Origin of the sequence: Oribacterium sp. NK2B42 (assembly GCF_000424445.1) — a bacterium.
Classification (GTDB): Bacteria; Bacillota; Clostridia; order Lachnospirales; family Lachnospiraceae; genus Oribacterium.
Genome location: NZ_AUJX01000005.1, coordinates 130,496 through 153,615, shown reverse-complemented (window position 1 = coordinate 153,615; position 23,120 = coordinate 130,496). Strand labels below are relative to the sequence as shown.

General features: G+C 40.5%; 24 protein-coding genes and 1 pseudogene. 1 reads left to right on the top strand and 24 read right to left on the bottom strand.

What is annotated here, in order from left to right; translation table 11 throughout:
• Positions 1 to 82 precede the first annotated feature (82 nt).
• The 11 genes from G625_RS20895 to G625_RS0102795 all read right to left on the bottom strand — a co-directional run bounded on the left by G625_RS20895 (position 83) and on the right by G625_RS0102795 (position 8,965).
• On the bottom strand, positions 83 to 751 hold the full coding sequence (locus G625_RS20895; RefSeq protein WP_198014834.1) for a GNAT family N-acetyltransferase: 669 nt from the start codon (positions 749 to 751) through the stop codon (positions 83 to 85).
• Between the two features lie 169 nt (positions 752 to 920).
• On the bottom strand, positions 921 to 1,853 hold the full coding sequence (locus G625_RS0102840) for a DUF2156 domain-containing protein (RefSeq protein ID WP_029199908.1): 933 nt from the start codon (positions 1,851 to 1,853) through the stop codon (positions 921 to 923).
• A 55-nt stretch (positions 1,854 to 1,908) separates the two neighbouring features.
• Positions 1,909 to 3,075 (bottom strand): pyridoxal phosphate-dependent aminotransferase, encoded by a 1,167-nt coding sequence (locus G625_RS0102835; protein WP_029199907.1) that lies wholly within the window; start codon positions 3,073 to 3,075, stop codon positions 1,909 to 1,911.
• Positions 3,076 to 3,261: 186 nt separating this feature from the next.
• Positions 3,262 to 3,426 carry a hypothetical protein gene (locus G625_RS22250; RefSeq protein ID WP_156885000.1) on the bottom strand — a complete coding sequence of 55 codons (165 nt, stop codon included), beginning with the start codon at positions 3,424 to 3,426 and terminating at the stop codon, positions 3,262 to 3,264.
• Positions 3,427 to 3,430: 4 nt separating this feature from the next.
• On the bottom strand, positions 3,431 to 4,348 hold the full coding sequence (locus tag G625_RS0102825) for a BsuBI/PstI family type II restriction endonuclease (RefSeq protein WP_029199906.1): 918 nt from the start codon (positions 4,346 to 4,348) through the stop codon (positions 3,431 to 3,433).
• On the bottom strand, positions 4,341 to 5,843 hold the full coding sequence (locus G625_RS0102820; protein WP_029199905.1) for an Eco57I restriction-modification methylase domain-containing protein: 1,503 nt from the start codon (positions 5,841 to 5,843) through the stop codon (positions 4,341 to 4,343). Before G625_RS0102820 ends, G625_RS0102825 begins: the two co-directional genes overlap by 8 nt.
• A gap of 14 nt (positions 5,844 to 5,857) precedes the next feature.
• Positions 5,858 to 6,076: a helix-turn-helix domain-containing protein gene (locus G625_RS0102815; RefSeq protein WP_029199904.1), complete on the bottom strand. Its 219-nt coding sequence runs from the start codon at positions 6,074 to 6,076 to the stop codon at positions 5,858 to 5,860.
• Positions 6,077 to 6,213: 137 nt separating this feature from the next.
• Positions 6,214 to 6,393, bottom strand: coding sequence for a helix-turn-helix domain-containing protein (locus G625_RS23425; protein ID WP_044931335.1), 180 nt, complete (start codon positions 6,391 to 6,393; stop codon positions 6,214 to 6,216).
• 219 nt (positions 6,394 to 6,612) lie between these two features.
• The gene (gene cbiB, locus G625_RS18080; RefSeq protein ID WP_044931332.1) at positions 6,613 to 7,608 is read right to left on the bottom strand and encodes an adenosylcobinamide-phosphate synthase CbiB; all 996 of its coding nucleotides are present in this window, start codon (positions 7,606 to 7,608) and stop codon (positions 6,613 to 6,615) included.
• A 60-nt stretch (positions 7,609 to 7,668) separates the two neighbouring features.
• Positions 7,669 to 8,079: a bifunctional adenosylcobinamide kinase/adenosylcobinamide-phosphate guanylyltransferase gene (locus G625_RS18075; RefSeq protein ID WP_044931330.1), complete on the bottom strand. Its 411-nt coding sequence runs from the start codon at positions 8,077 to 8,079 to the stop codon at positions 7,669 to 7,671.
• A 106-nt stretch (positions 8,080 to 8,185) separates the two neighbouring features.
• A complete protein-coding gene (locus G625_RS0102795) occupies positions 8,186 to 8,965 on the bottom strand; it encodes an adenosylcobinamide-GDP ribazoletransferase (protein WP_029199902.1) in 780 nt (259 codons plus the stop codon).
• Between the two features lie 263 nt (positions 8,966 to 9,228).
• Between G625_RS0102795 and G625_RS18070 the strand changes: the two genes are divergently transcribed.
• Positions 9,229 to 9,849 (top strand): NUDIX hydrolase, encoded by a 621-nt coding sequence (locus G625_RS18070; protein ID WP_049895628.1) that lies wholly within the window; start codon positions 9,229 to 9,231, stop codon positions 9,847 to 9,849.
• A 157-nt stretch (positions 9,850 to 10,006) separates the two neighbouring features.
• Here G625_RS18070 and G625_RS0102785 read toward each other — a convergent pair whose 3' ends face one another.
• From G625_RS0102785 to G625_RS0102720, 13 genes and pseudogenes are all read right to left on the bottom strand, one after another.
• Positions 10,007 to 11,398 (bottom strand): hypothetical protein, encoded by a 1,392-nt coding sequence (locus tag G625_RS0102785; RefSeq protein WP_029199901.1) that lies wholly within the window; start codon positions 11,396 to 11,398, stop codon positions 10,007 to 10,009.
• A 131-nt stretch (positions 11,399 to 11,529) separates the two neighbouring features.
• Complete coding sequence (locus G625_RS0102780; protein ID WP_029199900.1) at positions 11,530 to 12,120, bottom strand: bifunctional adenosylcobinamide kinase/adenosylcobinamide-phosphate guanylyltransferase; 591 nt, start codon at positions 12,118 to 12,120, stop codon at positions 11,530 to 11,532.
• Positions 12,121 to 12,230: 110 nt separating this feature from the next.
• The gene (locus tag G625_RS20890) at positions 12,231 to 15,020 is read right to left on the bottom strand and encodes a cobyrinate a,c-diamide synthase (protein WP_049895626.1); all 2,790 of its coding nucleotides are present in this window, start codon (positions 15,018 to 15,020) and stop codon (positions 12,231 to 12,233) included.
• Positions 15,021 to 15,075: 55 nt separating this feature from the next.
• Positions 15,076 to 16,746 carry an AAA family ATPase gene (locus G625_RS0102770; protein WP_029199899.1) on the bottom strand — a complete coding sequence of 557 codons (1,671 nt, stop codon included), beginning with the start codon at positions 16,744 to 16,746 and terminating at the stop codon, positions 15,076 to 15,078.
• A gap of 39 nt (positions 16,747 to 16,785) precedes the next feature.
• Positions 16,786 to 18,372, bottom strand: a complete 1,587-nt coding sequence (locus G625_RS0102765) for an AAA-like domain-containing protein (RefSeq protein WP_029199898.1) — start codon at positions 18,370 to 18,372, stop codon at positions 16,786 to 16,788.
• A 79-nt stretch (positions 18,373 to 18,451) separates the two neighbouring features.
• Positions 18,452 to 18,676 carry a PD-(D/E)XK nuclease domain-containing protein gene (locus G625_RS22945; protein WP_256377616.1) on the bottom strand — a complete coding sequence of 75 codons (225 nt, stop codon included), beginning with the start codon at positions 18,674 to 18,676 and terminating at the stop codon, positions 18,452 to 18,454.
• 240 nt (positions 18,677 to 18,916) lie between these two features.
• Positions 18,917 to 19,069 carry a DUF6429 family protein gene (locus G625_RS22245; RefSeq protein ID WP_156884999.1) on the bottom strand — a complete coding sequence of 51 codons (153 nt, stop codon included), beginning with the start codon at positions 19,067 to 19,069 and terminating at the stop codon, positions 18,917 to 18,919.
• Between the two features lie 332 nt (positions 19,070 to 19,401).
• Complete coding sequence (locus G625_RS20885) at positions 19,402 to 20,265, bottom strand: YdcF family protein (RefSeq protein WP_198014832.1); 864 nt, start codon at positions 20,263 to 20,265, stop codon at positions 19,402 to 19,404.
• Between the two features lie 86 nt (positions 20,266 to 20,351).
• On the bottom strand, positions 20,352 to 20,612 hold the full coding sequence (locus G625_RS0102740; RefSeq protein WP_029199896.1) for a hypothetical protein: 261 nt from the start codon (positions 20,610 to 20,612) through the stop codon (positions 20,352 to 20,354).
• A gap of 297 nt (positions 20,613 to 20,909) precedes the next feature.
• Positions 20,910 to 21,602, bottom strand: a complete 693-nt coding sequence (locus G625_RS0102735; RefSeq protein WP_029199895.1) for a hypothetical protein — start codon at positions 21,600 to 21,602, stop codon at positions 20,910 to 20,912.
• 73 nt (positions 21,603 to 21,675) lie between these two features.
• A pseudogene (locus tag G625_RS18045) lies at positions 21,676 to 21,960 on the bottom strand (nucleoside 2-deoxyribosyltransferase); the annotation flags it as partial.
• A gap of 26 nt (positions 21,961 to 21,986) precedes the next feature.
• Positions 21,987 to 22,130, bottom strand: coding sequence for a DUF488 family protein, N3 subclade (locus G625_RS23420; protein WP_198014830.1), 144 nt, complete (start codon positions 22,128 to 22,130; stop codon positions 21,987 to 21,989).
• A gap of 20 nt (positions 22,131 to 22,150) precedes the next feature.
• Complete coding sequence (locus G625_RS0102720) at positions 22,151 to 22,906, bottom strand: DUF6429 family protein (protein ID WP_330364945.1); 756 nt, start codon at positions 22,904 to 22,906, stop codon at positions 22,151 to 22,153.
• Positions 22,907 to 23,120 lie beyond the last annotated feature (214 nt).

Sequence of the window (23,120 nt, the reverse complement as noted above, 5' to 3'; positions counted from 1 at the left end):
TGTTCCAAAATCCTTTGCCCTTTCAAATCTTCAACTTGAGACTACCCGTTTTTTCTTATTGCATCGGGATACCTGTATCTCATCACACAGCTTCTGCTATATAGATCCTTTGATTTCTGAGCCAGTCTATTATTTCGGTTTCATTAGCATCCTCAGAAAGACCACTGAATTTTACAAAAGATTTTTTGGAAATGATCTTCACCATGATATTTGGATTTTTCGGGAGACCATCCTCACGGTTTTCACATAACTCATCCTCTTTACGGGCTCTTCTGACATAATTCTCATCTTCCATAATATATAAATCATAGTTTGCAACGACCCGGGAAAAATCCCGTATACGCTCAAATGTAAATTTGGAAACCGTATAAAACCCGAAAGACCGGTAAAGAGACTCCGAAACCGGAATGAGAAAACAAAATGGCACTCTCTTATCCCGAAGTATCTCAAAACTCTTTTTTAATACATCCGTCATATACCCCTTGTGGCGATATTCTTTTTTTGTAGCCACAGCATATATGTAATATATTTCAGCCGTTTGTCCGTTTTTACCGCCAACAGTGAATGGATTCAGGTGCGCCATGGCAACAGCTTCTCCATTCTCCTTCCTGCATACTATGACGTTGTCACGACACCTGTCTTCATAGTACCAGTCAGAAAACGGTCCCTTGTCATCCTGAAAGACTTCCTCATAAAGATTTTTTGTTTCATATTTCTGATCTTTTTCTGTTAATACATAAATTCCGTTCATACAGATATTTCCCATGTCCCTATGGCACCTCCGGATATATCAATTCTGCACATTGCTCTTTGAGGTCTGTCAACACTCCGATACTTTGATAAAAATCAGCATTAACACAGGGAGCTTCCCCACATCCTCTCACTGCTGTACGGTGAGTTCATGGTGTTAATACTTCATATCAGCCTTTAAAGTCCTTCTGAAGTACCATGTATTTTCTTTCATAGCCGATAGGATTATAACTTTCTTTTGCTTTTCTGAGTCCCGGAAGCCCCATATCATCCTCCCGGTTTATAATATCTGCATCCGGAAACTCATGAATCAGAAACTGCTGGTTTATAACCTGATAAATACCGGGTATTTCGGAATTACCCTTCTCTATAGCTATGCAGGCCATTTTTTCCCTCGGATTTAAAGCTCCCAGTGAGAAAGCCTGAAGGTGACCGTCTATAAAGATTCCGCCTGCTCTGAATTCTTTAAGAGAAAAGCATTCCTTCATCATCTCATGGATACCTGTAACTTCATATTCCAGAGTATCTCCTGTTTCTCTTTCGTCTTCTGTGCGTTTTTCATACCATTTATCAAGAAAATCAAGAACATCTTCCCTGTCACTGCAGTGGAGTGTTCTGTATTCCCATCTTCCTTCATATTCTCTGAAAAACTTGTTCACCAGGTTTTTCTTTTTATGAAATTTTTTACCCGAAAGATTTCTGAGATCACCTCCTTTATAAAGATAATCCTTGAGATCAGATTCCTCTTTCACATAGTAGCGCGGATCATCCTTTAAGGCCAATGTCTCTACCGCTTCTTCGTCAGCGAGATACATTTTTAAAGGCTTCTTCAAAACCTCGTTAAAATACTTTTCGATGACCGAAAAATAGTATTTAAGATCTTCCTCTTTACAAAAAGGCATAGCCGAAAAGTACTCTCCATCACTGTTCATCAGAAACAGCAACGCTTTATCATCTGCTATCGAGACCCGGACATCGTAAAGGTCTCTCCAGATAAAAGTATCGATTACACCGCTGTCACATGCCTTATTGGGTCTCATATAATAAAAAGGGGCTATTCTTTCAGCATCGTATGACCCGGGTATAAAAAAATCCAAATTCATTTTAATCTCCTCTGTAAGCGCATGTTTTTCAACCTTTATTTCTGACATTCAGATGCTAATCTAATTGGCTCCATTCATTTATCAATTTAAGATTTTCTTCGTGTGTCCTCACGCATATCCTGAAATATCTCTCATCAAGTCCCACAAAGTCCCTGCAGGAACGTATCAGGATTCCTTTTTCAAGAAGCCTCTCTTTCAGGTTTATATCTTTCTGCGAAACTCTGAACAATATGAAATTTGCTTCGGAATCCGGGTTGTAAATCTTTTCCGCAAGTCCGTTCTTCTGTATCTCAGATATCAGATATTTTCTTTCCTGAACCACAGTACGTCTGGTCTCCTCGATAAAACTCTCGTCCTTTAAAGCTGCAGTTCCTGCCATCTGTGCGGGAACATTGATATCCCAGGGGGTCATGGTTTCCCTGACTGTCCGGATAAGACCGTGGTTTTCCGTCACTATATAACCAAGCCTAAGCCCCGGAATTCCGAATATTTTAGTGAAGGCACGAAGAACCACCAAATGTGTTTCAATGCTTTCTGTTGTATCATTTTTCACAGCTTTAACCCCACAGAAATCGGTGGCTTTTATATCTGAAATTTCATTGCTCAAATCCCGGTCGGAATCAGTGGTTCTTCGAAGCATGGTGAGTTCATTTTCTTTCCCGCAAAACGACAGAAAGCACTCATCCACTATAAGCCAAACAGAACGCTTCTCGCACGCTTCACATATCTGGATCAACTTCTCTTTCGGAATGATACTTCCGTCCGGATTATTGGGATTACACAAAAAAACGACAGACCCTGCTGCCAGGTGCTCTATTCTATCAACAAATGCAGCCACTGTATCATCTGTAAAGCTAAAGGAATCCTCTTCTCTTAGAATATAGTCCAGAACCTTTGCACCGGCTTTTTTCGCCGCTGATCTGTATTCAGTAAATGATGGGTTCGAAACCAGAACCTCTTTTGGCTTCAGCACCATCATAAGTCGATAGATCAGATCCGAAGCTCCGTTGCCAAAAAGTATATCTTCTCCGGGTATATCGAGATATTTCGATAGTACATTCCGAAGTTCTCTATGCTCCCAATCGGGATATCCGGTGCTTTGCTCCACTCCCCTTAAAGCAGCTTCCTTCGCACTATCAGGCATCCCCAGGGGATTGATATTCACAGAGAAATCCAGTATCACCTTATTACCGTATATGTCTCCGCCATGATTGTAATTCAATTAAAATCTCCCAAATGTAGTTTATTATACAAACTTGAAATCGGATCTTCCGATGGATAAACCCGTCTTTCTGTATATTTTCATGGTGTTACAAGCACACACCATTTGACGACTAACACCATTTTCATTAATAAGATATGCCTGACAATACTCCATCAAAGAATATCGATAAGCCTGTCTACATCTTCATTCTGGATTATACTTCTCTGATTTATAAAAGTCTTCAGCATTGATTATATCTGCATACGAAATCCCGGCTTCTGAAAGTCGATCCTTCAAAAGCCGGTTCTCATTTTCCAATTCCGATATCTTTTTCTTTAATTGATTTATCTCATTTTCGGCAATACTCATAGTCTTATCTTGGTCCCATAAATTTATCACCATTAAAATGAATCATATGATCAGGCACATCTGCAATCCAAACCTCAGTATCCCAAGCCAAAGAATCTGCAAACTTTTTAAATGTTGCAAAATCCAAAAAGGCCGTAACGAAAATCTTCCCAGATGACACCTTTGATGTCATATCAGAAATTTCAATTATCCTTTTCGGATCCATAGGTCCAACAGAAGTTACCGACTCTATAAAATAAATCCAATCACATTCTTCTCTATATAGGACAACATCCGGCATTTTATCATGCAGTGTAATCTCAAATCCCAACTCTTTCAGTTTTTCAACATTCTTAACTAAATCTTTTTGAATTGTATCTCCAACATAAAGACACTCTGAATTGGGTGCAAATCGTGGTGCAAATTCTTCAATTATTGCTTTCTGTAATTCATTATGCTTACCTGATGAAAAAAGTAACTCCGCCCCATTTATTTTAACAGGTATCATGGTCATTTTCTTTTTCGAAGAATATAAATCCACAAGTCTTTTATGATATGCTAAAAAACGTTTTATACTTTCCGTTTCTTGATTTGCCCCAATACCACTTATAACCTTTAATGTTTCCGCCGTTATCCTATACCTATAATTTGGACTGTTAGTCGACTCCCCATTATCTTCGATCAATGCAGCTGTCCTGAAATTATGCAATGCACTCTTTCTAATAGTTTCCCTGCTGTTTTCTGCATAAGTTGTCCCATAATACAGATTCACAAACGAAATAATATCATGAATACGAATCCACGTATTTGTTGCATTCTTCCATTCATCGTTTGGTTTAATGTCAGCCATTGCCAGTATAGTTAAAGCGCACAGATCTGACTGTTGGGATTTAGGCATTCCAATGTCATTTAGAAACTTTTTTGCTTCTTCTATTTTAGGCATATGCAACCTCCGAAATAATGCGATCACAATTATCTGTCGACAGATCTCTTGACTGTAACACCTGCTCTCCTATTTCCCTTATTAATTTAACAGGAGGTATTGGGATATTGTTAATTTCTGTGCTATTAACTTGCGTACTGCCATTTAATATTCTGTAGTACATATCAAACAGAGTAGAATTCAACAATGCATATATTCCATAAGTTGTTTGTGAATCCATTTCAGTTCCATCTGTTTTATCTACAAAATTAATCTTGTTTTGAGTCCCTATATACTCGTATTCTTTAAAATCGGACGGCGAGTAAACGCCACACTGCAACCTACGACGTTCCTCTTTAGCTGTAAATCTCTTAATAAAAACATAGTTCTTATTCTTTTGGATTAACCCCGGCTTTTCATCAATAATCCAATCATATTCTTTTCCTGACGGTTGGTGATTTACCCTACCGTCACGAATATGTTGACTGTAAAAAAGTGGCAAAATGTTTTCGCCTGGTTCTTTTCTCAATTCTTCCCATTGACGAAAATCTACAACAATACCGGTCTTCATTTTTAATCCTTCATCCGGCATAGTTGAATGGTACATATTTATTTTCTTTATCACATTTATATCATACTCATTAGTAGGAAGATATACATACAATTCATCACCAGAAACTACTGCATCATATGGAACAGTCAATTCAGAAATATTATCAAAATCAGAGCTACTATTAGTTGATGTAATCAACACGTTTTCCGGCTTTACAGCAGTCTTTTTTATCTTTACAATCATTGTTTCCTGTAGAACCTGTTCTGCATTAAATACCTTATCTCTACTCACAAACAAGTGGATATTTTCTATCTTTCCGTTATTTAAAAGATACTCTCTAAATGCCTTAAAATATGCTCCTGATGTCCAGCTGCGGGGAATGATATATACCATTTCCGCACCATCCTTTAAGTTAAAAAGGGACATGGTGGCAAATAAAAAATATAGATTAGGTGCCCCGTGAACCACTTGCGGCATAGCTAATGCAGCCGGATTATCTCTCATTACTCTTAGATATGGAGGATTGCCTATTATAAAATCATATTTTTTAGGATTATCTGACGCCAATAGATTTCCTTGAAAATCATTACACTGTGAAAGAATATAATCATCTTCAACAATACGGTAACTTACCCTATCACTATTACTAGTTTGAAGATAATCAAGATTATTCTTTAATATCGGTAAAACATCTACGTCTGTTTCATAACACGTTATCTTCAAAAAAACATCGTGTCGCTCTTTCAATAATCTGTCCGCAAATGCTATAGATAGAATTCCTGTTCCTGCTCCGGGGTCCAAAACAGAGACTACATCTCCGCACTTCGAAATGTCAAACATTCCGGCCATAAATTCGGCAGTTTCGATAGATGTGAAAAACTGACCCTTCTTCTTCCTTAAGCTCTTTGGCATACTATCCAAAAAAACTTTTGTTTGATTCTTTGTGTACTCAAGTAAACTCATATATTTCAACTCTTTCAATTATCTATATTCTTATCTTCTATAAATTCAACTATATCGCCAATGTCACAATGAAGCGTTTTACATACTTTCATCAGTATTTCTGTACCAACCACTTCACCCTTTGACATCTTGGTCACAGATGCCCAACTAATTCCGGCCTCCCTTTGGAGATCTTTTTTTAACATATCTTTATCTATTAATAATTTCCAAAGCTTTTTATAACTAATGCTCATATTATTATCTTTCTTGTATCCACATCTTGTATGTCGTTTTGTTATATATCACATTATAAAGTTAAACCATCTCAAAAACAAGACTGATTCTTGCTATAGCAAGAATCAGTCTTGTTTTTCATATTATCCTATTTATATTATTTTTGATACCGCTCTCGCTCCAAATATATAATTCGTGAAAGCATATATACCACATAGTCTGGTGGAGTTCTTACTCCCTGCTCCCAATGAGATAGCGTTCCAACAGGAATATGAAACTTTTTTGCGAAAGCAGTCTGCGATAGTCCGGTGATTTTTCTCAACTCCTTAATCAGCATTGGTACCTCCATATCTGCCATATTTCATTGTCTTGCATTCTTTCAATCCACTTCTTTGGAGTAAATATAAGTCTTCCGCGTTTGTATCTAACCGATTGGAATTCCAATCGGTTAAAACCAAAATCATGGACTATTTTCTATTTAATGTATACCATTGATATAGTGTATACAAGTATTAAAAATATCACCTAATAATCGATTTTTTTACCCAAAAGAAAATCATACCAATCCAAATCTCACCATTACCTCTCTCATAATTAGTATCCCTACAACATAAATCATGAATACCGAGAGATACATCATTCTGTTAGCAGTTTCGATATCCTCCGGCTTTATCTCACGAAGCTTATCTCCGATTTCCAGCTTTTTTACGAGCTTTCCGAAGTACCAGGCATCACCAAGGAGAGTTACCCCCAGGGCTCCAGCCATAACGGCTTCTGTTTGTCCGGAGTTTGGGCTTGTGGACTTCTTTGCATCGCGCATCCAGATTTTAAAGGCATTTTTCCAGTTGAGGTTAAGAAAAGCTGAGGCTATGACCATGAAAAGTGCGGTCACTCTCGCGGGAATGAAATTCATCACATCATCAAGTTTTGCAGCGACGGTTCCGAAATATCGATATTTATCGTTTTTATATCCGATCATGGAGTCCATGGTGTTCACAGTCTTATAGAACCAGCCGCCGGCAACTCCGAAAACCATCATGTAAAGGAGTGGCGCTACAACTCCGTCGGAGGCATTTTCAGCCACGGTTTCCACTGCAGCCTTTACGATACCGGACTCATTGAGTCGTTTGGTATCTCTTCCGACTATCATGGAAACTGCTTCCCGGGCACCTTTCAGGTCTTTTCTTTGGAGTGCCTTATACACATTCATTGACTCAACTTTCAGCTGCTTCATGGCCAGCATCTGATATGCAAGAAAAGCACTTATGGCACAGGAAATGTTTTCGCCAAACATGCGGCTTATGTGAATTATGATAAGTGGTATCAACGTAAATACCACCAGCATTATAACCACAAGTATCCCACCTGCAATGCGCTTTTTCACTATGTCCTTCTCAGCCTCTTCGGAAATCCCAAGCACCTTTCTCAGTATCTTCTCAAGCCACTCTATAGCCCGTCCCATAGCCATGACCGGGTGAAACCAATTATGAGGATCACCGAAAACCAGATCAAGGATCAGTGCCATGATAAGTATTATTATTCGTTCGTACATTTTATTTCCCGTCTAAATTATGTTTTATATTTCAAGTCATCCTGATGTGTTTCGATAATGTTATTTCAATCTCTGAGGAATCCCTGCCAGTAACCTATAAACTCTGTCAGCTCTCTTAGCAAACGAGCAACTGACTCTTCCAACTGCCTCACGCCATTCCCGTTCATCCTTGTCCATGGGTACAACCCCGGATCCTACTTCATTCATGATGATGACAAGTTCCCGTGGAAGTTGTTCCTTAAACCGGTTTGCAGAATCCATGGATAAATGAATGGCTGAATCAGTACCATCAATTTCCATAGTGGCTGATATATCATCAAGCCACTTCTCCGCCTCCGAAACCGGATCCTTTCCTTTCCCAAGTTCCTCACGAATCCTTTCTTCATAATGCTCTATCACTTCAGCATCCGGAAATTCGCTTTTACAAAAGTCATGCTTTCCCTGACACATACCGCCTATTATAAGAACCATATTTCCTCCATGCACCGGAATCGTTCTGATTTCTGAATTTCGTTCTGCAAAATAATGATACTCATCTAAAAGCTTTACGTAAGTCCATACATATCTGCTTTAAGCTCTAAAAAAACTCTATGATTTTCGAAGCAAGTATGTTAGCCAGTAAAATCAAAAACTCGCAATTACACAGAAAATATCCGCACAGATCCCCTGTGGTTCCTCCAAACTGAGGCACTATCCTGTATCGATATCTCAGAAATGAAACAGCTGCTGCTGCCAATGTCACTGCCGGATACGCAAACTCAATATTCCCAAATATGCAAAACAAAAACATACAAAGAACCGTCACTAAAAGCTCTGCCAGAAGCACAGTCTTTACATTCTTATCCGCACTATCTGAAAACTCACTGACCATTCCGTCCTTTTTTGCCTTCGGGAAGCTGACAACACTGAGTCCGCTTAGCTCTCTTGAAATCACAAAACCGAAACACACAGAAATGAGCGCCTCTATATCTGTCTCCGTTGCCAGTGCAAAGGCTCCATGCATATACATTACCCCAAAGATCACTGCAAAGGCTCCGACATGAGGATCCTTCAATATGGAGAGCTTCTTCTCTCTGTCACCGTAGCTGTGAAGTGCATCCTCTGTATCAAAAAGTCCGTCAAGATGTATGCCTCCTGTCACTGCCACAGGAACCAAAAGCAAAAAAAATGCCGTAATCATGTTATAAGTTTGGAGAAATCCTGCCAGCCTCCATATAAAAAGCTCCAGAAACGCAATTACCACCCCGACCAAAGGAAAAAAGCACATGGCGTACTTCATGCTCTTTTCATTCCAGTCTGCCTTCGGCATGGGGATCCTTGAATAGGTTGAAAAAGCGATAATAAATGAATCTGTCATTTAACCGGTTCTCCTCTATAAACTCAACACATAATAAATATGTCGGTGATAAAAAATTAACAAACCGTTTATTTTTAGGTATATTTTTAGGCCATATGAGTTTATTATATATATTATGAAGTATAAGTCCAAGTAAAGCCCTTGGGATTCGTGATCAAAAGATATTTATATCCCGGTTGTTTCAACCCTTAAAGAAACTTTTTTCAGGCTGAAGCAGCCAACTACTAAACAATGTGACATTATCAAATAATGGGGAGGTTAATATGGAGTTCAAAGGTATTAAGCACATTGCAGGCGGAAATTTTCTTCACAGGTATGATGTCTATTATGAAACCGGTGATCATAAAGAAATTACTTATGAAATGGCCAGCCGAAATCCGAATATCACATCATTGGAGGAGCTTTCCAACTGGGGAACCAAAACTGTCAGCATAATCGGTATTTCCCGTGACCATAATAGTATTCTGCTCAACAGGGAGTTCCGTCCGGCAGTAGGTGACTGGGTATATAATTTCCCGTCAGGCCTCATGGATGAAGGCGAAACTCCTACAGAAGCTGCAAAGCGTGAGCTGCTGGAGGAAACCGGTCTTCATTTCGTAAAACGTATAGTGCGTCTGGCAAGCAGCTTTAATGCCATTGGTATTTCCAACGAATCCACTTCCTGCATTATAGCCATCGTTGACGGCGAAATACAGGAAAGTGAGTCGGACGTCGAGAAAATCCATGCAGCATGGTTTAGCAAAGAGGATGTAAAAGAGCTCCTTAAGACCGCAAAAATGTCTGCAAGAGTACAGCTCTTTTGTTTCCTTTGGGTTTACGGAGATCTTTCTCTGAACAAATTCTATGAGTATCAGGATGACTTCGGACCGGGACGACTGAGATAAATTTACGATATCTTCTGACCTTTCATGTTTTCAGAAAACAAAAGATCCTTCGTGCCTGATCATCAAAAATATTATCGCCGGTCAGAAAAGCCTCAACTCTTCTGATCGGCGATTTTTTATCTTCTTGGGAAACCGTCCGGAACTTTGGAGTCCTTTTTTATATTGCTCCAAAGCTGTCATAATAAATACAGTTATGATCACATCCACCCATCCGCAGTTTCCTGCAGGATTTCATCCGATAAGTAGACTCCTCTTCACTCCGGTATCTGTTTATTCTCTTTCTGATATATCCGATATTTTCGAAATTATCTTCTTTGCCGGGTATCAGCGCCGCACAGGTATTGACCCAGATGACATTACAATCATCATGTGCACATAAATCCAGGGACAGCTTAAAATCATGAGATCCCGTTGAATATGCCGGAGATATAATCATGGTAAGCATAAATGCACGCATTATACGTTCCATATACTCATTGGTCAGGAAATCCTTGCATATCATTACAGCAAAACGACCTAAGCCTTCATAATGAAATATGGTTATCTTATTATTTGGTCTCAGATATTCCCTGTACTCTCCCTGTTTTAACTTATGAAAAAACGGGTTATGTTTACATTGTCTTGTAAGCTCGTGACCATATCTGTCCAAAACCGGAGAATAATTCAGTCCTTCCACGCTGCAGGAGGGCAAAACAATAAGTGCAGGAATATGTTTAAGCTGCCCGTCATTCAATGTGCTCAATTTATCCCGGATAAACGTCTCCATCACGGGATTTCCAAGCATCTCCGGGAAAACTATCAGCTCACTACCATGTTCCCCCGCTTCTTTGATCTTTTTCCAGACCAAAGCATTATCACTCTTTATACGGGATTCATTATATTTAACGTCAAAAACCAGATAATCACCTAAACCATGATAATTCAGATCAAAATTGGTTTTTGCGCTAAGAGGTGAAGCTGCAACATTAAGCTTTTTGGTTTTATCGAATATGGGAAATGATCCTTTTTTTATAAATACATGCTCTGCCTCTATTCCGGGAATATCCTGAACTACCAGCAGATACCTGAGATAACTGTCTATCCGTTTATAGGAAAATGTCTGCCTGTTTTTTCTTGACCAGACACAATTCATCTTTGGAAACAGGGCTATTCCCGTGGATTCTCTGTTGGTATTGATTTCCGAGGAAACCTTATTTCCTTCAAGGATTTCACGTTCATCATAAAGAAGCACCGAAACCGTTTCATCCAGTGCCTGTAAAAATCTGATGACAGCGTTTTTGTCATTTTCTGCGAATATTTTTTCTTTAAAGCTATGGAGTTTATCAATGTACTCAGGACTGAGATCCGGCTCAAAAACCGGAAGATACTTTCCTTTCTCACTCAAACTGAGTAATGTATCATTCACGATACGATCATCAATACGCCTTAATTCTTTATCAGAGAGACTTTTGTAGAAGATGAAATGATTTTTACCGACAGACTCCAGATAAGAGCATAGTTCTGCGATGATGTTGTATAGTGATATTCTCTCAGGAACAATCTCATTCATTTTTACCTCCATGAGTCAGGCAAGCATAGGTTTGATACAAAACTATAGTTGACCAGGAAATTAACTTAAAAAATCATTTTAAAGCCCAATCTCTCCAATATATCAGATGCTGACATATTGTTTTAAGGCATTTATTTTACACCGACAGGAATACCTGCCACAACTTCAAAAACTTTATCCGCATCTTTTGCTATGCTCCGGTTTATTAATGCCAGCTCTCTCAGGAATCCCACAGTCTCTTCCGGATACTGATTGCCGTCACAGTATAGCTCATTGGTGACAACGATAAGGGCTTTGACATTAGCGGAAAGCTCCCTCAGCGGTTCAATGATTTCATGCGGATGACCATTGGTTTGATAGCACTCATTGGCATAAAGGTTGGTGAGATCCTCGAGAAGAACTACTGAAGATTTCAAATACCGGCAGATATAAGATAAGCTGATCGAATCCTGAACTGAATTATCCTTTGTAGCAACACTTCCGGATATTTTTATCTCATCCAAAACCTTCGATATCTCAACAGGTCGCTCAATGGTAACGAATCCCTTTCCCGCTCTCAGGTTCCGGTGTCTCTCTATCCTCTTTCTCGTTTCTTCATCATCGTAGGGATACATGGTGGCTATGTAATAAAGGTGGTCGTCTTTATCCACCAGTGAAAGCGCCAGTTCTTCCGCATATTCAGATTTTCCCGAGCCGGCACCACCGGTCACCAAATAGTACATTATTTAAGCCTCTCTGTCATAACCACTAAATAACATTATTTCTGCCCTATATCATTTTCTATGTTGCGGATATAAAATCATATTACCATGCCTGCTTCAGCATTCCTGAATCATTGGAATCTCCGGTACGCTTCTACCTTTATATCAGAAAAGGTCCCCATTCGGTTAAAGGCTTCTACCGCAGAAGATAGTATGGGCATAAAGAGTACTGCTCCGGAACCTTCTCCCAGAGACATTTCAGCATCGATTATGGCACGCAGGCCCATTTTCTCAAGGGCTTTTCGTGACAGCTTTTCCTTAGATACATGAGATGCCAATGCATAGTCCGCTACTCTCTCATCCATCATATAGGCGGTGAGGGCCGCTGCTGTTGAGATGATACCGTCAATCACTATGGGTACCTCATATTTAACCCCGCCAAGGAACATTCCGGCCATGACAGCTATCTCTAAGCCTCCAATTTGGAACAATGCTTCTTTCGCTGCTTCCGAGGTGATTTCGGGCATTTCGGAATTACCATGATTCTCTTTTGCTGAACCATTATTATCACAACTGTCATTCGAACCGACTTTACTGATTGAATCATCGATATAACTATTTCCGGGAACCGATTCTGTTTTCAGTCTTTCCAGCGCTCGTCTTACTACCTCTTGCTTTCTCTTTAGCCCTTCTTCACTGAGTCCGGCTCCGTGACCCACAGCCTCTTCCACACTGCTTCCCATGAAATAAGCAAGTAATGCTGCCGTTGGTGTGGTATTCCCGATTCCCATTTCTCCTGTACAAATGATCTGATAACCGGCTTCCTTAAGCTCACGAACGATGTCCATACCGAGCTGCAATGCCTTTTCACCGGTTTCGTGGCTCATGGCAGGTTCAACTGCTATGTTTCCGCTGCCGTCCTGAAGACGTCTGTCGTTTATTTTACCCCGGCAAAGTCTTTCTGAATAATGATTGAATTCCGAATCAGACTTATCTTCAGTATTTTTTACCGATTCATATTTATTCTTACCTTCGGTATCTCCGGCGCCTCCCTCGCTATATCTCGGTCCTACCATCCCCACATCGATAGTATATACATCAACTCCGTTTTTCTCAGCAAAGATTGCCGTGGTTGTTATCCCCTTTACAAAGCTGTCTGCCACCTTTCTCGTTACAGAACTATCAGTCTGTGTCACCCCTTCTTTCACACAGCCATGATCCGCACAAAGCACTACCAGAGCCTTTTTATCTATTGAAGGAGTAAGGGTTCTCTGCATCCCGCAAAGCTTTACAACCTGCTTTTCAAGAACCCCGAGACTGTCGATAGGCTTCGCTATCCCGTCCCACTTTTTCTGAGCCTCCCGCTCAAAATGATATCTCTCACAACATTTCATAAAATTAAAAATCGCTTTCGGATTACTGTAATAGTAAAAATGGGGCCAGCCGCAGGACATGGTTTTTCCATAGAATATTCCTTCATATGAAGCGGAACTTCCGGTTCCAACACTATCATCCTTCTTTTCAAAATTTAAGACGTTTCTCTGCTTTCCGGCTTTTGGCTTTGTCAGCACGAATCCATCCCCGTTATATTCACAATCATATCTGTGGAACTCATGACCCTTAAGAACTGTACCCGCTTCACCAAACAGACCGGCAGCCTTAGTCTTTGAGGAAATATAACCGAAACGGACAAGCCTTTCCTTCTTTTCTGCATCTCCGGTGAATACTCCGCACATATGGTGTTTTTTTTCTGTTTCTGTACTGTTCCTGGCGGCATCTTCATTATCAGCCGCCTTTTTATCAAAAGCTTCCTCTTTAGATACTTTTATCGAGTTATTCAGATACATATACCCGCCGCACTCTGCAATAACCGGCAACCCGCTTTTTATGACTGCGGCCAATGCTTCTCTCATGGAAGCATTGGCAGAAAGTTCATCCGCATAAAGCTCAGGATATCCGCCTCCGATGATGATTCCATCCAAATCTTCAGGCAGCTTCTCGTCATGTAACGGACTGAAGGTCACTATATCTGCCCCCATATTCTCCAAAAGCTCACGGTTTTCCTGATAGTAAAAATTGAAAGCTTCATCCTCGGCTATTCCAAGCTTTATCTTAGTATTCAGTTTGTACTTTGAATCATCTTCTCTTGAGGTTTGGCTGGTATAGTAAGAAGCCTTAAACTCAGAAATCTTTTCTTCCGTCAGCTTTCCGGATTTCGTTGTTCCGGCAATCTCCAAAAGACCGTCAACATCAACTGTTTTTTCAAGCTGTTCACTGACAGCCTCTATCCATGAATTGAAATCCTCCATATCCCCCGGCTCGATAAGTCCCAGATGCCTCGATGGAATCTTTCTGTCCTTCATCTCCGGCATGTAACCCAAAACTTTTATTTCAGGGCAGTTCTCCTCAATAACCCCTTTAAGCCTCTCATAAAACATCGGGGATACTCTGTTCAAAATAACGCCGCGAATTCCGGAATCATATTTTCCTGCAGCATGATTCGGAAACTCCAGCATTCCCCTTATGAGCGCCGCTAAGGAAACACTTGCACCTTTGCAATCCATTACAAGCACTGTCGGACTATCGACAATATCGGCTATCTCCCAGGTGGAGCCCTCCGTCGACACACCTCCGAGCCCATCATAATAACCCATGACTCCTTCAATCACAGAAATATCCACCTTCTCAGCCCTTTCGGTATAAAGTCTTCCCAGCATTTCCCCGGAAACAAAATAACTGTCAAGATTTGAAGAAGGCACACCTAAAACTTCTCTATGAAACATCGGATCTATATAGTCGGGACCGCATTTAAAGCTTTGCACCTTAAGCCCTCTTTTTTTCAGAACACAAATAAGACCACAGGTCAATGTGGTCTTACCTGAACCGCTTTTATCTGCCGTAATTACAATGCTTTGTTTCATATAGTCTTGATAAATCCCTTATACTTTCCGGTTCTACATATAATCCGATAAAGTATCAGCCCTCTTTTATCAGAAGCTCCTTGCCTTCAAACGCAAAAGCGAACTTCTTTATCTTATCCTTATCATAACCTGCGCTCAGAAGTTCAGACTCATACTTTTTTTCTTCTATCTGTTTTAATGCCATGTCGCAAAGCTCTTCAAGAGTCTTGCCTTTTTCACTTCTGCGTTTTGATTTAAATTCTATGATGACAGCATTGTCCTTTTTATCTTTCGGGCGCAGCATCACATCATAACGGCCGAGACCGCTTTCACGGTTTGACTTTATCTCATATCTGCCTCTTAGCTCCACGAGAAGCCCTATCACAAGCCCGTGGTAGAAGTTTTCCGGAGCAGACTTTCCGCTTCCGTCAAAGGAACTTATCATATCCTCACAGATTTCCGAAAGGGTATCCATCATGTCGTCTATGTTTCCTTCAAGAAGAGCCTTTACGAAATAGCCGTAATATGCATCAGATTTTTCGAACCATCTTCTGACAAGAAGATCAAAGCTGTCCCTAACTTCATGATTTGTAAGTTTAAGACTGTATATAGCCTTACTGCCTTCCCCCTCTACAGATATCGGCTTCAGATATCCGCTGGCAAAAAGAAGGCTCCACACAGCTTTTTCATTTCCGTCCATTTCTCCGAATACAAGCTGTTCATCTATTTCTGTTTTGATACTACCTCCCTGCAGCAGGTTTTCGAAGGACTTCTTTATCTCAACACTTCCTTCTTTCACAAGCTTTGACACCAGTGAATTGGAGCTTGTATTGGCCCAGTAAGCCTCGTATTTACCGGTCTGAAGAAATGAAATGATGGACCATGGATTATATATTCCTTCAGTACTTCCGAACTTAAACCCATCGTACCACGCCTTCACCTTTTCCTTTTCGGCTCCGTATCCATAAGCATCAAGTGATTCAAACACTTCCTTCTCGGTAAAGCCAAATGAATCAGCATACTGTTCCGATGAAATCGTCACAATTTTCAGATTGTTAAGGTCAGAAAACAATGACTCCCGGCTGACTCTTGTGATCCCTGTCAAAAGTGCCTTCTGAAGGTTCGGATTTGTTTTTAATGTCGCATTAAACATATTCCGCATGAATCCGGTGATTTCATCCCAGTATCCGTTGACATAGGCTTCCTGCATAGGTGTATCGTATTCATCAATCAGGATAATGACCTTTTTTCCATAATAATCACTTAGCCACTTACAATAATACCCAAGGCAGCTTGAGCTTATTCCGGGATCCATGTCGATACAAATCTTATTGTAAAAATCCAAATCAGCAGAACTAAACTTACCCTTCATGAATTCCAAGGCAGATAAGAGTTTACTGAAGATTATGTTAAACTGCTGTAATGCTCCCTTATAAGTATCTGATTTAACATTGGCAAAGGAAACGAAGAGTACCGGCCACTTGCCGCACTCCTTCATCATCTCTGTGTCTTCGGAAACATTTAGTCCTTTAAAGAGTTCCTCATTGTTTCCCTGTCTCACCGAGAAGAACTTCTCCACTGTGCTCAGCATCAGTGTTTTTCCGAAACGTCGGGGACGGGTGATCAATGTTACATCATCACTGCTTTTCCACCATTCAGAAATAAACCTGGTTTTATCAACATAAAAAGCATTTTCAGTTATGACCTTTTCATAATCCTGTATTCCAAGTCCGACTGTCTTTAACATCTGATTACACCTCTTCCCGATTCATTTTTCCGATTCATTTCACAACGTTCCTTCAAACAGTACCTTGTCACATATTTCGACGCGCTTCACGCCCTGCTCTTTGTTTTTATTGAAGTTAAAGCTCAGCATATATCCTGTATCAAGGTGCCAGTAATCAAAATACTCCTGTATCTGTTTCTCGCCCTCAGTATTATATCTTTCACCACGCCAGATCTTCAGCTCAATTATGTACTGCTGCCCTAGATAATCCACTATGACATCAGTTCTTGTCATGTCTCGTGTCTGGGCTTCGATATAGTAGTTTCCTGTTCCGTTGATGATCGGTTTCAGGTACAGAAGGAACAGTTCCCTTCCGTCTTTTTCTTTAAATCTGTCAACCAATTGTCCACATATATCTGTGTAGGTCACGATGAATCTCTCCAGAATCAGTCGCAGGTTCAGCTTTCCGTCCATGATAAACTGATTTTTGGCCAGATCACCTTCCCGGGCAAAAACATTGCTCTTTAATTCTTCTTCTGAAAGAAACAGATTGTACAGTTTCGTTTCAAAAATTCGATTTGCCACCCGCACAACGTTATGATCATTTTTGATGAGTCCGTACATTTGCATCATAGAAATGTCTTCCTGATCTACATTCCAGGTCAGTCTCGTTCCTTCCATCAGGATGCTTCGGATCGATGCCTTTAAGTCCGGATAGTTATTGAGATTTTTTGTCAATGACTCGAATAGCGTATTTTTCTCGCTGAGAATCAGTTTAACAGCTTCATCCATGCCTCTTGCGGTCCAGGCTTCATTTAAACTCATGCTTTGGGATATCCTGGTATCAATCAGTTCACATATCCTGCTCACAAGAAACGGATATCCGCTTGTATAATCATGGATTAGCTTTGCAATTTCCGCTGTATCCATGCCCGTATGATGGTCTCCCTCATACTCATCAAGCATTCCCCTGATTCCGGCCTCTGAGAGACTCATGTCTATATCGAAATCGGCGGCTATGTTCCACGGACTGTTTTGTTTTGCATCAGACTCTTCGCGTATCTTACTCTTCAAATGCTTAATATCCGTGACACCTGCAAAGATAACAGATTGGAATGTCTTTATTCCCATAGTATCTCTGTTTATGTAGTTGTCCCTAAGCTGCGCAAGAAAATCCAAAAATACCTGATTATTGGTTGCACTATCAACTTCATCTATGATCAGGACTATCTTTCTATCAGACTCATCACACCAGTCAAGCAACGTATCAAACATTTCATCAAGCTTAGCTTTATCAACTTTTCTTGCCATGTAATCTTCAAATTGTTCTTTGATATCACCGGGAATTATAAAGCCTGATCTTATTCGTCGTTTTATCTGACGAATAAATGCCCTTACAAACTCTTCTTCTGTTTCAAAACCTGCGGCACCGATAGCCGCAAAGCTTAGATTCAATACCAAATACTCCGGCATTAAATATCCGGAAAGTGCATTGAGCGTTGTTGTCTTTCCATACTGTCTCGCCCTGTTGATGGTGAAATACTTACCTGCATCAACCATCTTCTTTATTTCCTTCACCCTCTCGGAGAGATCCACCATATAGTGTTTTTCAGGTATGCATACCGCACTTGTATTAAATGACTTCATCGCAGCTTTATCCTTTCCTGAATATGCTATTTATGCACATTCTTGTAGCTATTCAATCTCATATGATTCTAAAAATGTATCAGCCCTCTTTTATCAGAAGCTCCTTGCCTTCAAACGCAAAAGCGAACTTCTTTATCTTATCCTTATCATAACCTGCGCTCAGAAGCTCTGACTCATACTTTTTGTCTTCTATCTGTTTTAATGCCATGTCGCAAAGCTCTTCAAGAGTATTTCCTTTTTCACTTCTGCGCTTTGATTTAAACTCTATGATGACAGCATTGTCCTTTTTATCTTTCGCCCCAATACAAATGCGGTTATTCTTCCAATGAGTCCCAGGATAAATACTAAAAATCCATTTCCAATAAGCGTTTCCCCGATACCCATATTGATTGCGTACTGAATTCGAAGTTCCTCTGTCGGATCCTGATATGGACTACCGGCCTTTATGATAAGATAGTACAAACCGAATTAGATGGCGCAATTTCCTTTTCCCATGCATTAATTGCCGCTGATTCTTTCTTTATTCCCCCTTGGCCAAAGCCGGTCAACAAGTATCCTTATCAAGCCTTTCAATAGCATCAAAATCATAGTTCTTCCACGCAAGTTCATTGAAGGGCCTGCCTTCCCCGTCATTAAAACGTGTAAGATACATAAGTGCCAGTATCATGTCATCAATGGCTTCTTCCCGTGTCCTCATTTTCCTTTATCCTTTCAAGCTGGACTTCTCTTACAGACAAAATATGTCCTGTGCCAGTCTTTTTCCTGATGTTTTCCGTTTGTATTTCCATACTTTTCACGGCAAATGGGACATGCAATATCATGGACGATCGCGGCAACTTCAAGGATAAACTGTGTGTCCTTATCAATCCCTTCTAATTCTCCGATGGTTTTTTGCATAAGTCCATACGCGGATAAGATGGTCACTGTCATGGATGTTGCCATTGGAATAAGCAATCATCTTTCTCAAAACCTCTGCTATTGTCACAATCTTTCCTCCAGATACTAACTATGCTTAATCTGTATAATATCTCAATGAAGCGGAGGCAGCCCGTGGATATCATAATTGTCATAATAGATATCGAAAGCCGTTTCCACGTCCCCGAACAGCTCTATAAGCGCTCCTGCCTGAAACATGGTAGAAAGCGATCCGGAAGGTGCCTTCCATGCGGCATTGGAGATCACCTCAAGTTTTTCATTACCCGGAGCATTAGCCCTGAGGATCGACTCAGCCTTAAAAAGCAACTCCCCTGTCGCAATGTGATAGTCGCTCGACACGATTGCAAGTTTCTTTACTGACGGGTAGAGAGATGTCAAAATGTCATAGGTGAAAATGGCATTCTGAGCAGTGGTTATGGAATTGTCCTCCACAATGACACGCTTTTTCTCAATTCCCTGTTCAATAAGCCACTTCGCCATTTCACCGGCTTCTGAAGCGGATTCGTTTTCGGAAGCTGTTCCGCCTCCCGTGCAGACAATATACGCATTCGGATACTTTTTTGCACTGTTAAGAGCAACGGTAAGGCGCTTAACAAGTTCCTCTTCCATTGTTCCGTCAGGATTCAGCTGAAAACCAAGAACAACGATACAGAGTTCATCCGTATCGGGCAGACCATCCGGCAAGATATCGTAATGGAGTGGCTGACCAAGCTCCTCGGAACTCCATAAATCCATGATTTCATTCCACCGCGCTCCTGTAACTTTGTCTGCATCGGTCAAATCCTTCAACAGTTTTCCTATCCTGTCATTTGCTTCCGCACCGTAGGTACCGTAATCCACTGCCATTTCTTCGACAATATTTTCTATAAGATTTGGATCGTAAGATGTTTTATCGTTCCTGCTCCCACACCCTGAAAGAGAAAAAACAATGCAGAGCATCAATATATATTTAATCATGTGTTTCATATTATTATTTGATGACTTTATCAAGAGCTTGCCTCTTACAAACTTGAATTTGCTTAATTGATGACCATGGCATTCTGTCAATCCGGGATCTCGACATCTTTACCTGTATACAAATACCTGAGGTGGTAACCTGCAGAGGGATCACTGATATCCGAATATGCAATACTTACACCGTAAGCTTGCGAAACATCCAGCGCCTTATCGCCAATACCATAGACATAATGGAAATGAGGATGGGCATCCTCTATAAGCCTCGGCTTTTTATTCTTTACCCAGGCATGATCCTGCATGAAGTAGGCTCTTTCCTCTATACGTTTGATTGTGCTGCCCGGGGGCATTTCCCGTATGCTTTTTCTTTTTCCACTAGCTCTGAAAAACGATAGCTTTTCATCATATTTTCCTCGTTTAAACTTTTACATAACAAATTCAGACTTTATCCAAATCACTACAGACAACTCACCGCATTATTAAACCATGGACTAACGCCACTAACACCAGAATAAAGCATAGAGCCATACTTAGCCACAAAGGGCTAAATACCCAAAGCCATGACCAGGTGATAATGCTCATTATCTGAAGCACGGTATATTCTCAAAATCAGGATTTTTGTGTAATGCATTTTCACCTATTGTTACTTACTTTTTTACAGTAAATCCGATGATATCTGCTTCCCACATTTCTTTATTTAAATCATTGAGCGCAGAATCGTCTTTAACTTCTCCATTAGCCTCTGCATCAACATCCCGAAGTTCTGAATAGAGGTAATAGGTGACATTACCCTTCTCATCAAACTTTTCTGAAGCCTCCAGATCGATCATCAGGCTATCATCCTTTAATGTATATCTCTTTACATAATGATGTCCGCTGGCATAAATGTAATCTCCTGCGGCAGTGAGGGGATTCGCAGTGCCTCCGGATCTGACATGCCCACCATCTTTTAAATTATTATCTTTATCGATCCAGTATACCTCTGCTATAGTAGCAGCTCTGGTACCTTGATCATCACCTTTAAATGTTCCGGGAGTCACAAGCAGCACATCTGTACCACCCATCTTTATCTCAGCATATCCCATATCAGCTGCGAGTTTATCGATAACCTGATCAAAATCCTTGCAGTCACTTATATCGATATCGATCTTTTCCTCAGGTATTGTTTCGTCCTCAGGCCTATTTGCGCCGGACTGAGTCGAAGGCTCATCGATTGCTTCGGCAACAGTTGATTCTACCGGGGTAGTTGCTTCAGGTACTGCGATACTGCTATTGCCTACACATGCAGAAAGCGATGCAGCAACAGCGGCTGCAATTATCATGATACATTTCTTTTTCATAACAACATCTCCTTTAACACCTTGGCATTACTATGCCCTGTGCCATTCTTTTCCATTTTTTGTTTTCATTATTCTACAGTTCATTTTCCGACAGGTATTTCTCGAGTTCCTCCACCAGGGCATCTCCATCATAGTTCTTAAACAGTTCGATGAAACATTCACTGATCATAGGGTTGAGATCAAGGTCAAGTTCTACAGATCTGGCATCCGTTTTGATACCATAACAACGCTTGCCATTGGCATAGGCTAAACCAAGTTCCACACAGGCCCCCTCATCAGGAACTCTGCCATCCAGATTCATGAATAAGATATCTGCTTTCAAAACCTCGCTGCAGTCCTTATCGAAGATCATCTCTCCCTTTTCTTCTTCGGTCTTTCAACACTTTAAGAACTTCGTTTGCTCAAATAAATACGACCATCTTCCCTAAGAAGTTTTATTCCCCTTGGCCATAGCCGGTCAACAAGTATCCTTATCCCGTCGTTTTCCTCTGGCGCTTCGTAAATTCTCTTAGTCTTGATACTGTACATACATTGTCGCCTCAATTCATCTAGAAATTAAGCCTTATCTCCATCTCATGCCATTTTTCACCGCCCCACTTGGATGAAGACTCTCCCAGGTCATAGAAACCAAACTTCCTGTACATTTTTATCTTTTCCTTATGACATGTCAGTACAAGTCTCTTCCGTCCGCGAGCCTGTTCTTTCCTGCAATAGTTAAATACAAGTTCCCTGGCAAGGCCCATTTTTCTGTACTCCGGAAGGACGTCAAGGCCCATAATCATTACTGTTTCTCCATCAGGCTCATGAAGACTTTCATCAGTGAAAAATTCATCCCTGAATATACGTTCATTTGTTGCTATGCCGTTCAGGAATCCTACAATCTTTCCATCATTTTCCCTGTCTTTAATCACCAAAAACAGATCCGGCGCAACTTTGATACGTGCCTTCATATGTTCCGGGGTGCATGCTTCATTTGGAGGGAAGCATATCTGTTCGATCTTCACAACTTCATCTGATAACTCAGGTTTGATTTCACAAAACTCAAAACGTTTATATATCCCCGGTTCTTTGACACCTAGTTCCGAAAGCATCCGCCTTGCCCTCTCACGGCCTTTCTCCGTAAGATATGCATACCTATTCTTTGGATTAATGATAAGGTCTTCCTTATCAAGTCTATCCATCGCATCAAAATCATAGTTCTTCCACGCAAGTTCATTGAAGGGCCTGCCCTCTCCGTCGTTAAAACGTGTAAGATACATAAGTGCCAGTATCATGTCATCTATTGCTTCTTCCCGTGTTCTCATTTTTCCTTTATCCTTTCAAGTATGGCTTCTCTTACAGACAAAATATGTCCTGTGCCAGTCTTTTTCCGCTTTCTGTTTTCATTATTTTACTCATAAAATTCTCGATGTTTTCCCGGTTGTACCCGTTTTCCGTAGCATTTGCTATATAATCTGCTTCTATAAGGATTTGATAATACTTCCCCAACTCTTACTTAATTCCCCAATCCTGTTAACA

What these genes read in the sequence shown, in the direction of transcription:
- G625_RS20895 (WP_198014834.1), bottom strand. Translation starts at nt 751, where the DNA reads ATGAACGGAATTTATGTATTAACAGAAAAAGATCAGAAATATGAAACA.
- G625_RS0102840 (WP_029199908.1), bottom strand. Translation starts at nt 1,853, where the DNA reads ATGAATTTGGATTTTTTTATACCCGGGTCATACGATGCTGAAAGAATA.
- G625_RS22250 (WP_156885000.1), bottom strand. Translation starts at nt 3,426, where the DNA reads ATGAGTATTGCCGAAAATGAGATAAATCAATTAAAGAAAAAGATATCG.
- G625_RS0102825 (WP_029199906.1), bottom strand. Translation starts at nt 4,348, where the DNA reads ATGCCTAAAATAGAAGAAGCAAAAAAGTTTCTAAATGACATTGGAATG.
- G625_RS0102820 (WP_029199905.1), bottom strand. Translation starts at nt 5,843, where the DNA reads ATGAGTTTACTTGAGTACACAAAGAATCAAACAAAAGTTTTTTTGGAT.
- G625_RS0102815 (WP_029199904.1), bottom strand. Translation starts at nt 6,076, where the DNA reads ATGAGCATTAGTTATAAAAAGCTTTGGAAATTATTAATAGATAAAGAT.
- G625_RS23425 (WP_044931335.1), bottom strand. Translation starts at nt 6,393, where the DNA reads ATGCTGATTAAGGAGTTGAGAAAAATCACCGGACTATCGCAGACTGCT.
- cbiB (WP_044931332.1), bottom strand. Translation starts at nt 7,608, where the DNA reads ATGTACGAACGAATAATAATACTTATCATGGCACTGATCCTTGATCTG.
- G625_RS18075 (WP_044931330.1), bottom strand. Translation starts at nt 8,079, where the DNA reads ATGGTTCTTATAATAGGCGGTATGTGTCAGGGAAAGCATGACTTTTGT.
- G625_RS0102795 (WP_029199902.1), bottom strand. Translation starts at nt 8,965, where the DNA reads ATGACAGATTCATTTATTATCGCTTTTTCAACCTATTCAAGGATCCCC.
- G625_RS18070 (WP_049895628.1), top strand. Translation starts at nt 9,229, where the DNA reads ATGGAGTTCAAAGGTATTAAGCACATTGCAGGCGGAAATTTTCTTCAC.
- G625_RS0102785 (WP_029199901.1), bottom strand. Translation starts at nt 11,398, where the DNA reads ATGAATGAGATTGTTCCTGAGAGAATATCACTATACAACATCATCGCA.
- G625_RS0102780 (WP_029199900.1), bottom strand. Translation starts at nt 12,120, where the DNA reads ATGTACTATTTGGTGACCGGTGGTGCCGGCTCGGGAAAATCTGAATAT.
- G625_RS20890 (WP_049895626.1), bottom strand. Translation starts at nt 15,020, where the DNA reads ATGAAACAAAGCATTGTAATTACGGCAGATAAAAGCGGTTCAGGTAAG.
- G625_RS0102770 (WP_029199899.1), bottom strand. Translation starts at nt 16,746, where the DNA reads ATGTTAAAGACAGTCGGACTTGGAATACAGGATTATGAAAAGGTCATA.
- G625_RS0102765 (WP_029199898.1), bottom strand. Translation starts at nt 18,372, where the DNA reads ATGAAGTCATTTAATACAAGTGCGGTATGCATACCTGAAAAACACTAT.
- G625_RS22245 (WP_156884999.1), bottom strand. Translation starts at nt 19,069, where the DNA reads ATGAGGACACGGGAAGAAGCCATTGATGACATGATACTGGCACTTATG.
- G625_RS20885 (WP_198014832.1), bottom strand. Translation starts at nt 20,265, where the DNA reads ATGATTAAATATATATTGATGCTCTGCATTGTTTTTTCTCTTTCAGGG.
- G625_RS0102740 (WP_029199896.1), bottom strand. Translation starts at nt 20,612, where the DNA reads ATGCCCCCGGGCAGCACAATCAAACGTATAGAGGAAAGAGCCTACTTC.
- G625_RS0102735 (WP_029199895.1), bottom strand. Translation starts at nt 21,602, where the DNA reads ATGAAAAAGAAATGTATCATGATAATTGCAGCCGCTGTTGCTGCATCG.
- G625_RS23420 (WP_198014830.1), bottom strand. Translation starts at nt 22,130, where the DNA reads ATGTACAGTATCAAGACTAAGAGAATTTACGAAGCGCCAGAGGAAAAC.
- G625_RS0102720 (WP_330364945.1), bottom strand. Translation starts at nt 22,906, where the DNA reads ATGAGAACACGGGAAGAAGCAATAGATGACATGATACTGGCACTTATG.